We start from the raw sequence: 17,375 nt of genomic DNA on the forward strand, positions 1-17,375 counted from the left end.
TTAAATCTATAAATTTTTTAATATAAGTAGACTACCCTGAATGGGTAGTTTACATCAAATTAAAAGATAGGAGGTGAAAAAAATTATGGTATATGAATTAAAATTAAAAGTCTTCCTTTTAAAAAATATTGACAGTAAAAATGCACTAGAAAAAATAAGCGAATTAATCGATAAATCATTAAGCAAAAATCCAGAACTCTATGAATTTCACAAAAAAAATCAGTTTAAAAATTATTGCTTTAATTCTTTATATAATTTAGAGCAGGATGGAGTTTATAAAGAGGGTAGTATATACTCTGTAATAATTAGAACAACAGATGAAAAATTATCGCAATATTTTAAAAAAAATCTTGTGAATGAATACACTCAATACATAAAGGCATTAACATTTGAAAATAAAATAATACCTAAAAAGCACATAGAGAAAATATATAGTATTACACCTTTAGTTGTAAAAACAGACAATGGGTACTGGAGACAAGAACTATCTTTAGAAGCTTATGGACAAAGAATAACAGCAAATATAATAAAAAAATACAACGCCTATTTCAACACTAGGTTAGACGAAAATTTCGAACTATTTAACATGATTGAATTTAATAATAGAAAGCCTATAGCAACGCCATATAAGAATGTTTCTTTGATTGGAGATAAACTAACATTTTATATTGCAGATAATGAAACAGCACAAAAATTAGCATATTTTGCTCTTGGAGCAGGAGTTGGAGAAATGAACTCAAGAGGTTTTGGTTTTATAAACTATACGATGATTTAAATAGGAGGTGATAACTTGCTAAAGGATGTTATTAAAACCTTTGAAAAGGTATATAAAAAACGTGGCGAAGAATATATTACCGATGCTCACATTCCTGCTGATGGAGATTATGTCATAGTTTTACCTAAAGATGATGGATTTGAAATATTAGATACGATTAATATTAAGCAGGATAAAAAAACTAGGGAAATTGATAGGACGAATCCACATTTTGACTTTATTCAGCAAGCAGACTATATGAGCAGATATTTAGAATCTAATAAAGCCATAAAAGATAAAAATATACACAGTAACAATTACCTAACCTTTTTTGTAAAGAAAGAGAACTTGCATAATGGAAAAATAAACGATAGAGTCATATCAGAATATTATGAAGTATTCAAGAATCCATTGGGAAAATATAGCAAACGAGAACAAAGAGAAGCGTATGAGAAGATAGAAGCTAAAAATGGTAAGTCCGATATAGCTGAAATTGAAAAGATAGAAGAATGGATAAAAAGTAATATCTATGCAATTTCCGAAGGAAACGATAAAAGCTATTTAAAAATATTTTTTAAATATGATATCGATAAGTACAAAAAAGAAAGTGAAAAATACATACTAACAAATATTTATAATAGCTCTGACTATAATATTGTTATAAAGAATGAAATATTTGGACTACCCAATGACAATATGGGGTTAAACGCTAAAAAACCTTATCTAGAAAATAAAAGTAGAAAAAGCAAAACCCCTTACCTTTTATCTCAAGATGAAGTATTACTACAAAAAAAATTCTTTGACTTTTTAATGAACCAAGTTACAACAGGTAAAACCAATGTGTATATCAATGATGAAGGAATAAATGCAATAGATAATGATGGATCGTCAGAAAATAACTTTAGTGGATATTTTCTAAGAATAAAAAAAGGAATGGAAGTGGAAATACTAGATTTTGACACTGTGGTTTTATATAAAGACGAAATAGAACCTTTTAATTTAGTAAATGTTATGGAATTAGAGAAATCTAGATTGGAATATAGAACCATATATAAATTAGAGAACTTAAAAAATCTTATCAACGAAGTGTTTTTTAGTAAATTTTTAACTTCCAATTATTTTACAGAGCCAAAAGACATAAGAATTAATGATTCTGCACTAAAAAGAAACTTACTATTAGCTAGAACAACATTATTTAACTGGTTTTTTAAAAATGTAGATTGTAACGTACCTAAAATTTTAGATCATATTAGCTTAGATTTGATAAAAGGTTCTATTGATAATGGATTCTTGTTAAAGGCAAGGGAGCAATTTAATTTAGCTTTTTCTCTAAAATATTATTTTAAGGGGTGTAAGGATATGCCAGATATTTTAAAAGACTTGAAAAATAAGCTGAAAGTCAAAATAAACTATGGAAACAATGAAAATGGCAAAATTAAAAATAAAGAGATAGAAACAGCGTCTATAGAAAGTGATGAAGAGTATTACTTTGCAGTGGGACAACTTAGTAGTTACTTTATATCTTTAAGTAAATCTAAAATTAGACCACATTCTTTGGCGAACCCTATTTTTAATGCTAAAAGTGATGAACGAATAAAGGAAGAGCTAAAAAAGTTATACAAAAAATACAACTATACGATTTTAGATGGTAGAAGATTTAACAACATGTACGCTATGGTTTCTTCATATGTGCCAGAGGAAAAAATTATGGATGATCTAATTATAGCAGGATATTTACATAGTAATTTAATATATAAAAAATCTGACGATAGTGATGATACAAATACAAGTGTAGAAAATATAGAGAATGAGGGGGGTAACTAATGAATAAGAGAGTTTTTGGAGTTTTAGGAATCGTATCTAGAATGAGCAACTGGAATGCCGATTTTACTGGCTACCCAAAGACAACTTCTGACGGAAGTATATTCGGAAGTGATAAAGCATTTAAGTATCCATTGAAGGCTATGTGGAATGAACAAGGAGAAAAAGTATTATATATTAAATCTCTTAAATTACAAGAAAATAAAAAGGGAGAAGTAGAAATTATACCAAGGTCTCTAAAGGAGCGATATGAGTATATTTTTAATGTGGAAGATTTAAAAGAAGTAAAGGATAAAAAAACAGTTCTAAAAAATTTATTTAGTGCAATAGATGTTAAAAACTTTGGAGCCACGTTTGCTGAGGAGAAAAATAATATATCCATTACGGGAGCAGTTCAGATAGGACAGGGTTTTAATAAGTATGAAGGGTCTAGAGCAGAAGAGCAACAAATATTATCACCTTTTAGAGATGCTTCTGAAAAACCAGAAAGCAATAAGAAGAAAGGTAAAGATAAAGAAGAAGAAAAAGAAGATGCAAAACAAACTACCTTAGGTACAAAGATTGTAAGCAATGAAGCACATTATTTCTATCCGTTTACTATAAATCCTACTGCATATGATGAATATAAAAAACTAGGAGCTACAGAAGGATACATGGAAGAAGATTACTTGAAATTTAAAGAAACTGCATTGGTGGCAGCTACTTCATTTAGTACGAATGCAAAAATTGGATGTGAAAATGAATTTGCTCTATTTGTAGAAACAGAAAAAGATCTATACCTTCCAGATTTGTCGCAGTATGTGGAATTTGAAAAAGGTGATAGCAAAAATGTGATTCATATACAATGTGAAGCCCTTATTAATAATTTAAGAAATAAGATTAAAAATATAGAAATATACTATAATCCATATACAACAAAAATAAAGGATCAAATAGAAGGAGCTAGATACTTTAATATTTTTACTAAAGAAGAGGTGCAATAATGAATGTCTTGAAATTTACCCTTAGTGGTAGAACAGCGTTTTTTAAAAAGCCAGACGTTAATGCTTATTACTATTTTACATATGGGCAAATTCATAAAGTAGCTTTATTAGGGATTTTAGGGGCTATTATGGGATATGGAGGATATAATCAGCAAATACAGGATGATAAATTAGTGTTTCCAGAGTTTTACGAAAAACTTAGAAATATTAAAGTAGGAATTGTACCTAGGAATGATAAAGGTTACATAACAAAAAAGGTACAAAACTTTAATAACACAGTAGGTTATGCGAATAAAGATGGAAACCTTATCGTTAAAGAACAGTGGCTTGAAAATCCAGCATGGGATATATATATATTAATTCAAGGTGAGCTGGAAGAGCAATTAGCTGAAAGGATTCTTGAATATAGGTTTAAGTATATTCCATATCTAGGGAAGAATGATCACATTGCTAACATTACAGATGCAAAAATTATATGTGATGTAGAAAATATAGAGGATATAGAAAGATTAGATAGTTTATTTATAAAGGAGCATTTTGAACTACTATATCATAATGAGCTAGATTTATCTGACCTTGACCTCGACGAAGAATATGAGACTCCATATAAATACGAAGAGATGTTGCCAGGAATGTTAGAAGAAACAACGAATAAATATGAACTTCAGACTTTTGTATATACCAATCAAAGCTTAAATAGCGTAAAGGACACTACTGTATATAAATGCAATAAAAATTTAGTATTTTTCTTTTAAAATTAAGGAGGGGATAACCCTCCTTTCATAAAAGGATAGGATATATGGTTCATTCTATTTCAATAATGCAAAATATGGTTACTACACTAGGGGGAATCTATATGGATTTTAGAATAGTGGATAAATTTAATGTAAATGAATTTATTTCAAACTCTGATAAGATATATGCACATACTCACGAAGATAGAAGAGAAACATTGCAGGTGCATAGTCAATTGTCTATATATTATTTAGAAAAAATAATAAGATTAAAGCAATTGGAAAATGTATTGGATAATTTTCAAGATGTTTTTTTGGGAGATATAACAGAAGAAGGTAAATCTATTTTCTGGGATATGTTTTATAATACCATTGGTATGCATGATTTGGGGAAAATTAATTGTAATTACCAATATCATAAAATGAAGAATCAATATTTTAAAAAAAGCAAAGGGTTGCAGTGTAACAATACGAAACATTCTATGTTGTCTTCTTTGATTTATATGAATCACTATCTTAATGTAATTAGAAATCATAGTAATAAAGGGGATCAAAATTTACTTTATACATTTATGCTACTTAATGCTTATGCTATATCTAAGCATCATGGATCGTTAGACAGATTTTCTGATTTTGAAAATAAATTTTTAGAGAATGGCGGAGAAGGAAAACTGCTATATACGGAGCAATCAAACATATTTACAGAAAACTATGATACCCCTTTATTATTTACTCAAAGGAATAAACTTTTAGATAGAATTTTTAAAGTTGTGAAAATAACTTTAAGTAATATGGAAAAATTAGAAAATGAAAGTTCTTTCTATATATACATATATGAAAAAATTTTAATGTCTTTATTATTCTCTTGTGACTATTATGCTACATCACATTTTAAAAACGAAAAAGAAGTTGAAAATTTTGGAGAGATCAATGACATAGAAGAATTTTATAAAATATATAAGGATACAAAAATATATAAGGGAATTAGAAAATATGAAGAAAACGAGTATGGAAATGTAGAGGTTTTTGATGATGTTACAGACATTAATATTATGAGAAATGAGCTATTTCTTGATGCAGAAAGTATGCTTTTGAAAAATATGGATAAAAATATTTTTTATTTGGAAGCTCCTACTGGCAGTGGGAAAAGTAATGTTAGCTTCAATTTAGCTTTTAGAATGGTAGAAAAATTTGAAAATATAAATAAAATATTTTATATTTATCCGTTTAACACGCTTATTGAGCAGAATATTGCAACTTTAAACAACATTTTTAAGGGAAGCAAAGTAGAAGATGAAATAGCAGTGATAAACTCTATCGTACCTATAAAAACACATATTAATTTAGATGATAATGAAGATAGTGATGCTATTAATGAAAAACATAAAGATTATGTTAGATCTCTGCTTTCTAGACAATTCTTGCATTACCCTATAGTTTTAACGACACATGTTAGTATATTTAATTATTTATTCGGAACTTCTAAGGAAAATTTATTTCCATTATCACAAATCGCTAATAGTGTAATTATTTTAGATGAAATACAGAGTTATAGAAATGATATATGGAAAGAAATAATAACTTTTTTAAGCCACTATTCAAAAATATTGAATATTAAAGTCATTATAATGTCAGCTACATTACCTAAGCTAGACAAGCTTGTCAATACAAAAACCAATACTGTAAATCTAATAGAGAACAGAGAAAAGTACTTTAATAATAAAATATTCAAAAGCAGGGTTCAATTAGATTTTTGTTTGCTAAATATAACTGAAAATGTATTTGAAAATCTTTTAGATCATGTTATAAACATTTCTGAGAAAGAAGATGTAAACATTCTAATTGAATTTATAAAGAAAAAGACTGCTAATAAATTTTTTGAGTATTTAGGTGAACTTAAAGCAAAAAGTAATGGTGCATTTCCTAAAGAAATAAGGTTGATCACAGGGGATGATAATAGTATCGATAGAAATAGAATTATTGAGGAAATTAAAAACAATAAAAATATTATTTTAGTAGCTACTCAGGTTATAGAGGCAGGGGTAGATATAGACATGGAAATCGGTTATAAAGATATATCTATGCTTGATTCAGAGGAACAGTTTTTAGGGAGAATTAATCGTTCATGTAAAATACCAGAGGGAGGAATTGTTTATTTTTTTAATCTAGATAATGCAGCAACGATATATTTAAAAGATGTTAGAAAAGAAAAAACTTTAACGCTTTTATCGGATTATATAAGAGATATTTTGGTAGATAAAAATTTTAGCAATTATTATGATTATGTATTAGATTATTTAAATGATCGATCTACAGACCATACTGATAAAAATTTCGGTGAATTTATCAATAAATATATAAACAAACTTGATTTTACGGAAGTAGAAAAAAGAATGACGCTTATAGATGAACGTTATGAATATAGTGTTTTTCTAAGTAGAAAAATTGAAATGCTAGATGGAGAAATATTAGATGGTGAGGAGGTTTGGGATCAATATATAGAATTATTGGAAGATAATGAAATGGATTATGCTGAAAAGAAGGTTAAATTATCAGAGGCAAAATCCAAGCTAAATTATTTTATATACAAAGTTGAAGAAAATGACTTTGTATATGAAAAAAACATAGGTGATTTGTATTATATATCTGATGGGGATAATTATTTCAAGAATGGAAAATTCGATAGAGAAAATTTTAAAAAAGGGATAGGGGTTTTTATATAGGAGGTGCGTATGAGAGTTAATGGTACATTAATTAACTATTATTTTCACTGCAAAAGGCAATGCTGGCTTCATGGAAACCGAATTAATCTAGAAGATAATAGCGAAGATGTAAAGATAGGAAAGTCAATTCATAAAATTAAAGAAGCAGAAAATAAGCAAGCAGAAATTAGTATTGATAATATTAAGATAGACAAATTAACTAAAGATTATTTAACGGAAATTAAAAAATCAGATGCAGATATAGAGGCATCTAAATGGCAGTTATTATTTTATTTAAAAGTATTAAGAGACAAAGGAATTGAAAGAAAAGGAAAGCTCGAGTTTATAGAAAAGAATAAAAGTAAAAATACAATTATTGTAGAATTGGACGAAGATACTTTAAGTGAACTGGATAAGGTTGTTGAAAATATTGAAGACCTACTATTGAATACAAATATACCAGGTATTGAAAATAAGCCTAAATGTAAGAAATGTGCTTATTATGAATATTGCTATATATAGGAGGATAATATGGGGAGTACAAGATATATTACATCTATGGGAGAGTTAACAAGGAAGGATAATTCTCTATGTTTTAGAAAAAACAATAAAAATGTATATATTCCTATTGAGAACACAAAAGAAATTTATTGCATGTCTGAAATTAGCATTAATACTAAGCTTTTAGATTTCATATCAAAAAATAATATAGTTATGCACTTTTTTAATTACTATGAGGGATATAGTGGAACTTTTTATCCTAAAGATAACTATAATAGTGGAAAAGTGCTTGTAAAACAGGTTGAAGCTTATAATAACAAAAGAATGATTTTAGCTAAGGCATTTGTTCAGGGAATTGCTGATAATATCCATGAGGTTTTATATCATTACTATAAGCACAACAAAAAAGAAACGAAAGTAACTTTAGATTGGATAAAAAAAGATATGCCTATAGCACTAGGAGAAGTAGATAATATTAAACAATTATTGCAAATTGAAGGTGAACTATGGCAGAGGTTTTATGGAGAGTTTAAGCATATATTACCAGAAGATTTTATTATGAATAGAAGAGTTAAGCGTCCACCTGATAATCCAATAAATGCACTTATTTCGTTTGGAAATACATTGTTATATGGAAAAACAATAACTGCTATATATAATACACATTTAAATCAGACCATAAGTTTTTTGCATGAACCATCTGAAAGAAGATTTTCTTTGAGTTTAGATATCAGTGAAGCATTTAAACCTGTTATAGTTTTTAAAACTATATTTGATTTGGTCAATAATAGAAGGCTACAGGTTGATAAACATTTTGATAAAAAGCTTAATTATTGTTTATTAAATGAAGAAGGAAGAAATATATTTATAACAGCCTTTGAAGAAAGAATGGAAAGTGTTTTTCTGCATAGTAACCTTAACCGAAAAGTAAGCTATAAGACAGCTATAAAACTAGATTGCTATAAATTAATTAAGTTTGTATTAGAAGATAAGGAATTCAAACCTTTTAGTTTAAAGGAGAAATCTTAAATGAAGATAAATAAAAACTATAATTATAACTATGCATTTGTATTTTATGATGTTAATGAAAAACGAGTAAATAAAGTATTTAAGATATGTAAAAAATATTTGTCCCATTTTCAGAAATCAGTATTTAGAGGTGAGACAACTCCATCTAAATTATTATTACTGAAAAATGATTTAAATAAAATAATAGATGAAAGTGAAGATTTTATATGCATTATAAAACTAATGAATGATAATGTTTATGGAGAAGAAATACTAGGCAGTAAACAAAATGATACAGGAGAAGACCTAATATTATAATAACTTTATAAAAAGATTTAAATTTACCAAGCATTTTTTTGAAACAGTTTATCTGAATACAGATTTTACAACACATTTGGTAACATTGTTATTGAATAATATATTTTTTAAAAACACTTGGTAAAAAAATTAAAAATTATTGATATTATAACGTTTACTGATTTATAATTAAATTTAGAATGGCTAAATTGCTGTGATTGAACTATAACAAGAGTTGTATTTAAATTTAGTGACTTAAACCACTCCATCGGATATCCTAGAATTGAACTATAACAAGAGTTGTATTTAAATTCATCTATTTTACAAGGTACTTTATCCCATCCTAAATTGAACTATAACAAGAGTTGTATTTAAATGACGTAGGGTTTAAATAATCAAGTAACTCTAAGAATATTGAACTATAACAAGAGTTGTATTTAAATGTAAGCAAAGTAACAGGTTTATCAACAACAGGCTTAATTGAACTATAACAAGAGTTGTATTTAAATATAATTTTTTCGTTATGACTCTCTAAAACAGAAGTATTGAACTATAACAAGAGTTGTATTTAAATAGGATATTCAAGATAAAAAGATAGATACCCTATTTGATTGAACTATAACAAGAGTTGTATTTAAATTTTTTATATCCTAATCATTTATAAAATAATAATGAATTGAACTATAACAAGAGTTGTATTTAAATTCTTGTAATCTCCGTTCCATACCTAAACTTAGTCCTATTGAACTATAACAAGAGTTGTATTTAAATGTAGCAAACTCAGATAGACCAGATTGAAAAACATATTGAACTATAACAAGAGTTGTATTTAAATGAAGATTTAAAATTAAAACTATTAGTACCAGTAAATTGAACTATAACAAGAGTTGTATTTAAATTCCGTTATTAGATGCTATTGACTTTCAAAATGCGGGATTGAACTATAACAAGAGTTGTATTTAAATACAGTTACATCTACCTTATCTGTAGGCTTAAATCCATTGAACTATAACAAGAGTTGTATTTAAATCCATATTTCTTATCACCTCTTTCAAGCCCATAATAAATTGAACTATAACAAGAGTTGTATTTAAATTTCATATTGCTTGATGTTACTAACTTAAAACCTACATTGAACTATAACAAGAGTTGTATTTAAATCTTGAAGGTATGACGGAAATTGAAAAGACTAATGTAATTGAACTATAACAAGAGTTGTATTTAAATAGATCATCTAAAACTATTACTAATTTGCTTTGTGATTGAACTATAACAAGAGTTGTATTTAAATGAGATGCAATAAATAATAATATGAGAGCACTTACTTATTGAACTATAACAAGAGTTGTATTTAAATATAGAAAAATGTTAAGGCATACAGAGGATGGAGCTGATTGAACTATAACAAGAGTTGTATTTAAATTTTTTCTATTACACATACCACAAGTTATAATCCCAATTGAACTATAACAAGAGTTGTATTTAAATACCAGCAGGTGGCAAAATGCTAACAGAAATGTATGGATTGAACTATAACAAGAGTTGTATTTAAATGAACCTTACTAGCTGATGAAATAGAGTGTAGAGTCCATTGAACTATAACAAGAGTTGTATTTAAATAATAGACCTAGCTATAGTTTACTATAACAAGCAAGATTGAACTATAACAAGAGTTGTATTTAAATGAAGAAATAGAAATGTTAGAAAAACATGGCAGGGTTAATTGAACTATAACAAGAGTTGTATTTAAATACGCTTACACAGTATTAGTTTTAGCTGAGAAGAAAAATTGAACTATAACAAGAGTTGTATTTAAATAGTAAAACACCCCTTTTTATTAATTAACACCCGGTAATTGAACTATAACAAGAGTTGTATTTAAATTAAATTATTTTAATCATATAGTCACTTGCGGATGTATTGAACTATAACAAGAGTTGTATTTAAATTGTAAGATGTTGTTACAAGTGGTACATAACATAATGATTGAACTATAACAAGAGTTGTATTTAAATAATATAGAATGGGCTTCTTTTTCTTCTTCTGTATTAATTGAACTATAACAAGAGTTGTATTTAAATTTATTGTTAGGTGTTAGGTCTTTGTTAGGTGTTTGATTGAACTATAACAAGAGTTGTATTTAAATTATTTACACCTCCCTAGTATCCATCCACTTGTCTTATTGAACTATAACAAGAGTTGTATTTAAATCCAAACTACACACCTGCCTTTACAAATCTATATTCTATTGAACTATAACAAGAGTTGTATTTAAATAATTTTTCGGCTATATTACCAACGATTAGAGCCATTATTGAACTATAACAAGAGTTGTATTTAAATAAGGTATAGGTTCTATTTAAAATAAGAGGCACCCAAATTGAACTATAACAAGAGTTGTATTTAAATACTTTTTGGCTTATAACGATATTTGCACCAAAGCCATTGAACTATAACAAGAGTTGTATTTAAATGCACTAGGCAATAAATTTAGAACTCCTAAAAAAACATTGAACTATAACAAGAGTTGTATTTAAATACTTTTTGGCTTATAACGATATTTGCACCAAAGCCATTGAACTATAACAAGAGTTGTATTTAAATTATAATATAATACGTAGTACAAAAAGGAAGGGGTATTGAACTATAACAAGAGTTGTATTTAAATTTCTATTCAAACTGCTGCTAGATGGATGGCTAATGATTGAACTATAACAAGAGTTGTATTTAAATAGTTATGGTTGACGATGCTAGAAAAGGTGTATCTATTGAACTATAACAAGAGTTGTATTTAAATGCTATTGGTATGGTTAATGCACGAAATACAACCCAATTGAACTATAACAAGAGTTGTATTTAAATATAAAAATGGGATTACCTAACATGTTTAGTCCCTCATTGAACTATAACAAGAGTTGTATTTAAATTACCTAATTGGAGCGCTTTAACTGCTAAAAATACATATTGAACTATAACAAGAGTTGTATTTAAATTGTCTAGCATTTACTTAGCCCCCTCGTACATTTCCCATTGAACTATAACAAGAGTTGTATTTAAATATCTTGGTAAATATTACTACCCTCTTTAGGGTAGATTGAACTATAACAAGAGTTGTATTTAAATGCGATGCTTAAGGTTGATATAGATACTATTTACGAAAATTGAACTATAACAAGAGTTGTATTTAAATTTTATCTTCCTCCTTTATTTATTCTGTGCAACATCATTGAACTATAACAAGAGTTGTATTTAAATGAGTGTTAAATTTAACATGACAGGTGGAAATATTCACATTGAACTATAACAAGAGTTGTATTTAAATGATACGATTGCAGACTATGAAAAAGCATATTTTGATTGAACTATAACAAGAGTTGTATTTAAATGAATATAGAAGGTTTAGATAGAATTAGAGAACAAAATTGAACTATAACAAGAGTTGTATTTAAATATTACAAAGTCAACATTCTCCCTAATTTGAATAACCAATTGAACTATAACAAGAGTTGTATTTAAATCCATAGATTTTAAAGACAGTATCGGGCCTAACTTCATTGAACTATAACAAGAGTTGTATTTAAATTCAAAAGAAGGAAAAGCTGATGAAATAGAGCAACAAATTGAACTATAACAAGAGTTGTATTTAAATACTAGCTCTAAATTAACTTGACTTATCCAACCATCAATTGAACTATAACAAGAGTTGTATTTAAATTTAATTCATGTTCCAGTATTTCTGCATATAATGGATTGAACTATAACAAGAGTTGTATTTAAATTTTGTTTCAGCATTAAAATATTCCTCGCCACATTCAATTGAACTATAACAAGAGTTGTATTTAAATAAATATTAGGTTATAACAATACCTTTAGACCATAAAATTGAACTATAACAAGAGTTGTATTTAAATGTACCAGGGTTAGGGTTCTCTCCTGGATTAGGGTTCATTGAACTATAACAAGAGTTGTATTTAAATTCTAAAACAGAAGTTAAATTAACACCTGATAGATTATTGAACTATAACAAGAGTTGTATTTAAATCAGGGAATATGAGGTGCTTATTTTAGTAGAAATTAAGATTGAACTATAACAAGAGTTGTATTTAAATATTTATCCGGTACTCCTACATCCATTCTGGCAGCATATTGAACTATAACAAGAGTTGTATTTAAATTTTCTACAAAATCCGAAAATACCTTCCATGTGCTATTGAACTATAACAAGAGTTGTATTTAAATTTAAAACAATACATATAATAAGATTAAGAAACAAACATTGAACTATAACAAGAGTTGTATTTAAATAAGAAGTTAAGCAAAATAAAGATGTTGTTGCTATATTGAACTATAACAAGAGTTGTATTTAAATGCCAGTTGATGATGTTATTTGGTATGATGTATATTATTGAACTATAACAAGAGTTGTATTTAAATTTTATAACAGATTTAAATCTACATCACGATAACTTATTGAACTATAACAAGAGTTGTATTTAAATAAGATATAGAAATCTTGATTTTTTTCTGTTGTTCTGGATTGAACTATAACAAGAGTTGTATTTAAATGACATGATTATATACGACACTGTAAGATATGAAAAATTGAACTATAACAAGAGTTGTATTTAAATGAAGTTAAATAAAACACCTTAGTATTTTCACCATTAAATTGAACTATAACAAGAGTTGTATTTAAATTTCTGCCATTTTGGTGGTGGGTTGTTTCCTTCGCCATTGAACTATAACAAGAGTTGTATTTAAATACTATAAGAATATAGGTATGTTCTGCTTTTCTAATTGAACTATAACAAGAGTTGTATTTAAATTCTCCTGCTACAGCTGGATTAGGCATAAGAGTAGCTATTGAACTATAACAAGAGTTGTATTTAAATAATCTGAGATAATGTCAGATAAGTATTGATTCTCATTGAACTATAACAAGAGTTGTATTTAAATTGTGCAGAACTACATAAGCTAGGTATATACACCATAATTGAACTATAACAAGAGTTGTATTTAAATATCTTATGAAAAGGATTATATTCAACTAGTTTCTCAATTGAACTATAACAAGAGTTGTATTTAAATTCAGTTCGACAGTAAAATACCAAATTCGACTATTTTATTGAACTATAACAAGAGTTGTATTTAAATTTTTTATTTTTTGAGCTAACCATCTTACACTTCTTCCATTGAACTATAACAAGAGTTGTATTTAAATCCTTAATTAAATCTATTTCTCTAAAGCCCGTCCATCATTGAACTATAACAAGAGTTGTATTTAAATTCTACTACAAATATACTAGTTTCAGTGGCTTCGGATTGAACTATAACAAGAGTTGTATTTAAATTTCAGCAGTCCTAATAATTATAGGGTATGGGATATTATTGAACTATAACAAGAGTTGTATTTAAATAAATCTTTGTCAGATAAGAAGTCATCCTGCCAACGATTGAACTATAACAAGAGTTGTATTTAAATTCTGGCAACAGTCCAGATTTGTCGGTCATTTCAGATTGAACTATAACAAGAGTTGTATTTAAATTTGCATACATTATTCTACTTTGAATCTCTTTTTCTATTGAACTATAACAAGAGTTGTATTTAAATGACGTACTTACAGTTAACAATGATACAGAGCCAAATTGAACTATAACAAGAGTTGTATTTAAATTTACAGATGGAGAGAACTTTGATAAAAAAGAAGCAATTGAACTATAACAAGAGTTGTATTTAAATAATTTATTATCATTAATTGGAGTGATTTCATTGTAAATTGAACTATAACAAGAGTTGTATTTAAATAGTGGTTCTCGTTATATAGATGAATTATATGGTTATCATTGAACTATAACAAGAGTTGTATTTAAATTCTACTATCTTCCACTTTCTTTTCTGAAGGGCTCCCCATTGAACTATAACAAGAGTTGTATTTAAATTAATACTTAGGGGGAGTACTACTTAGGGGGATAAAATTGAACTATAACAAGAGTTGTATTTAAATCTCTTCACTTGACATCTTGTCTCCATCAGAAATCATTGAACTATAACAAGAGTTGTATTTAAATCACATATATTGACCTCCTTTTAGTTACTCATGATTTATTGAACTATAACAAGAGTTGTATTTAAATTCCGGAATCAAAGCTATCTCTAATGTTCCTTCATATATTGAACTATAACAAGAGTTGTATTTAAATTTAAATTGACTAGGAATGTTATAAGGGGGTAGTTCTAATTGAACTATAACAAGAGTTGTATTTAAATCCATGAACATTCGGGACAGTAAGGGTTATAAGATAAATTGAACTATAACAAGAGTTGTATTTAAATTAGATGAATTGCATTTTTTACATCGAATTATACCGCATTGAACTATAACAAGAGTTGTATTTAAATTAACAATATATTGTGTTTTGGGAGCATCCACATAATATTGAACTATAACAAGAGTTGTATTTAAATCTTTTACCATTTATTCTAATTGCATTCCTTTTAATATATTGAACTATAACAAGAGTTGTATTTAAATGAGAGTTCTACAAAGAGATAAAGGATGAAGTTAGATTGAACTATAACAATAGTTGTATTTAAATAGAACCTATAGAAAAGGAGGCACAGGAGCAGAAATCATTGAACTATAACAAGAGTTGTATTTAAATTTGTCTTTAGTTTGGGATTTGCTTTCTTTCTTGCCCATTGAACTATAACAAGAGTTGTATTTAAATATTATAGTCGAATATAGACCTAAAAATGATGAAATAAATTGAACTATAACAAGAGTTGTATTTAAATTTAGAATATAATATAAAATTCATAAAATTACTATCAATTGAACTATAACAAGAGTTGTATTTAAATGTCTGCTGTTGAGTTAAATCTTCATTAACCTTATGAATTGAACTATAACAAGAGTTGTATTTAAATAAATCATAAATATATGTTTTTTCAATTACTGTAGATTGAACTATAACAAGAGTTGTATTTAAATTTGGGTAGGCTATATCGTGTATAGACTGTGCAGTAATTGAACTATAACAAGAGTTGTATTTAAATTGGGCAACTTTTCCATTAACTCATTCGCCGCATTTATTGAACTATAACAAGAGTTGTATTTAAATATCCCTGCAAAAAAATATGGAATAACAACAGGTGAACATTGAACTATAACAAGAGTTGTATTTAAATAGGCTGTAAAGGCTCTATTAGACTTAGACAAGGTAATTGAACTATAACAAGAGTTGTATTTAAATAGAACAGCAGGATTATTTACTCAATGGGTATTTGGTATTGAACTATAACAAGAGTTGTATTTAAATTTGTCTACTCTACCAATATAGTAAGTGTAAAAAGTCATTGAACTATAACAAGAGTTGTATTTAAATATCCAGATGGGACGAAAGGGAAGCATGTTTTAGAATTGAACTATAACAAGAGTTGTATTTAAATTTTTCAAAATATAAAATAGTATTATAAAGGGTAATAATTGAACTATAACAAGAGTTGTATTTAAATCCGGGATTAGGATTTTCTCCCGGATTAGGATTTTCATTGAACTATAACAAGAGTTGTATTTAAATTTAATTGAACTATATAGTTTGGAAATTTCTTCTTCGCATTGAACTATAACAAGAGTTGTATTTAAATACATTAAGAGATTATGAAACAAAACATAATGTAAAAATTGAACTATAACAAGAGTTGTATTTAAATAACTTGGCAGATGCACGAAGATGCTTCTTTAGAGGGATTGAACTATAACAAGAGTTGTATTTAAATGTTAAAAAGTATACATTTTCAATTTGTTCCGCCTTAATTGAACTATAACAAGAGTTGTATTTAAATGTTTCCTCTTTCCAGTGTTCTATGATTGCCTTAGGTATTGAACTATAACAAGAGTTGTATTTAAATAAATAATAATTATTTATAATAGATTCTTCCATAGAAATTGAACTATAACAAGAGTTGTATTTAAATCCTCTTGTTGACTGGTTTGGAGAAAAGGTAGAAATTGAACTATAACAAGAGTTGTATTTAAATAACATCAAAATAATAGAAAAAAGATGGAATGAAGTGATTGAACTATAACAAGAGTTGTATTTAAATAGTGTTAAGGCCATGAGTGGAGCAACTGGTGAAGAAATTGAACTATAACAAGAGTTGTATTTAAATGCACTGTACAAAAATGGGGTAGCTGAAAATAGGGCTAATTGAACTATAACAAGAGTTGTATTTAAATATTGAATACTTATTCATACTTAATTCCCCCTTCTAAATTGAACTATAACAAGAGTTGTATTTAAATGAAATTTACTCCAGAATTTCTAATTCAATATGCGAATTGAACTATAACAAGAGTTGTATTTAAATTATATCTTGGAATACTTTTTAGAATATGTATAAAATTGAACTATAACAAGAGTTGTATTTAAATGTCGGAGCCGGATTAAAATTAGGACTAGGAAATTGGATTGAACTATAACAAGAGTTGTATTTAAATAACAATGCAATGTTATATTCCATCCCACCAACTCCATTGAACTATAACAAGAGTTGTATTTAAATTATCAAGAG

Annotated in this window: 8 protein-coding genes and 1 CRISPR repeat array (1 of these 9 only partly in view); all 8 genes read left to right on the top strand. The window is 27.1% G+C overall.

Annotated features, from left to right (window positions below; all coding sequences use genetic code 11):
- Positions 1-85: 85 nt before the first annotated feature.
- The 8 genes from cas6 (at position 86) to cas2 (ending at position 8,821) form a co-directional block, all read left to right on the top strand.
- A complete protein-coding gene (gene cas6 / locus HYG84_RS08990; RefSeq protein ID WP_330655423.1) occupies positions 86-775 on the top strand; it encodes a CRISPR-associated endoribonuclease Cas6 in 690 nt (229 codons plus the stop codon).
- Positions 776-790: 15 nt separating this feature from the next.
- Positions 791-2,578, top strand: a complete 1,788-nt coding sequence (gene cas8b / locus HYG84_RS08995) for a type I-B CRISPR-associated protein Cas8b/Csh1 (protein WP_212376000.1) — start codon at positions 791-793, stop codon at positions 2,576-2,578.
- On the top strand, positions 2,578-3,558 hold the full coding sequence (locus tag HYG84_RS09000) for a type I CRISPR-associated protein Cas7 (RefSeq protein WP_212376003.1): 981 nt from the start codon (positions 2,578-2,580) through the stop codon (positions 3,556-3,558). Before cas8b ends, HYG84_RS09000 begins: the two co-directional genes overlap by 1 nt.
- Positions 3,558-4,313 (top strand): type I-B CRISPR-associated protein Cas5b, encoded by a 756-nt coding sequence (gene cas5b / locus HYG84_RS09005; protein ID WP_212376006.1) that lies wholly within the window; start codon positions 3,558-3,560, stop codon positions 4,311-4,313. The genes HYG84_RS09000 and cas5b overlap by 1 nt, the downstream gene beginning before the upstream one ends.
- A gap of 101 nt (positions 4,314-4,414) precedes the next feature.
- Positions 4,415-7,015 (top strand): CRISPR-associated helicase Cas3', encoded by a 2,601-nt coding sequence (cas3, locus tag HYG84_RS09010; RefSeq protein ID WP_212376009.1) that lies wholly within the window; start codon positions 4,415-4,417, stop codon positions 7,013-7,015.
- A 9-nt stretch (positions 7,016-7,024) separates the two neighbouring features.
- Positions 7,025-7,516 carry a CRISPR-associated protein Cas4 gene (gene cas4 / locus HYG84_RS09015; protein WP_212376012.1) on the top strand — a complete coding sequence of 164 codons (492 nt, stop codon included), beginning with the start codon at positions 7,025-7,027 and terminating at the stop codon, positions 7,514-7,516.
- Positions 7,517-7,525: 9 nt separating this feature from the next.
- On the top strand, positions 7,526-8,524 hold the full coding sequence (cas1b, locus tag HYG84_RS09020) for a type I-B CRISPR-associated endonuclease Cas1b (protein ID WP_212376015.1): 999 nt from the start codon (positions 7,526-7,528) through the stop codon (positions 8,522-8,524).
- A complete protein-coding gene (gene cas2, locus HYG84_RS09025) occupies positions 8,525-8,821 on the top strand; it encodes a CRISPR-associated endonuclease Cas2 (protein WP_330655424.1) in 297 nt (98 codons plus the stop codon). It abuts the gene before it with no gap.
- Between the two features lie 196 nt (positions 8,822-9,017).
- Positions 9,018-17,375: a CRISPR direct-repeat array (repeat unit 30 nt; unit sequence ATTGAACTATAACAAGAGTTGTATTTAAAT) (it continues 798 nt past the right edge of the window).

Source organism: Alkaliphilus sp. B6464 (genome assembly GCF_018141165.1).
Classification (GTDB): domain Bacteria; phylum Bacillota; class Clostridia; order Peptostreptococcales; family Natronincolaceae; genus Alkaliphilus_B.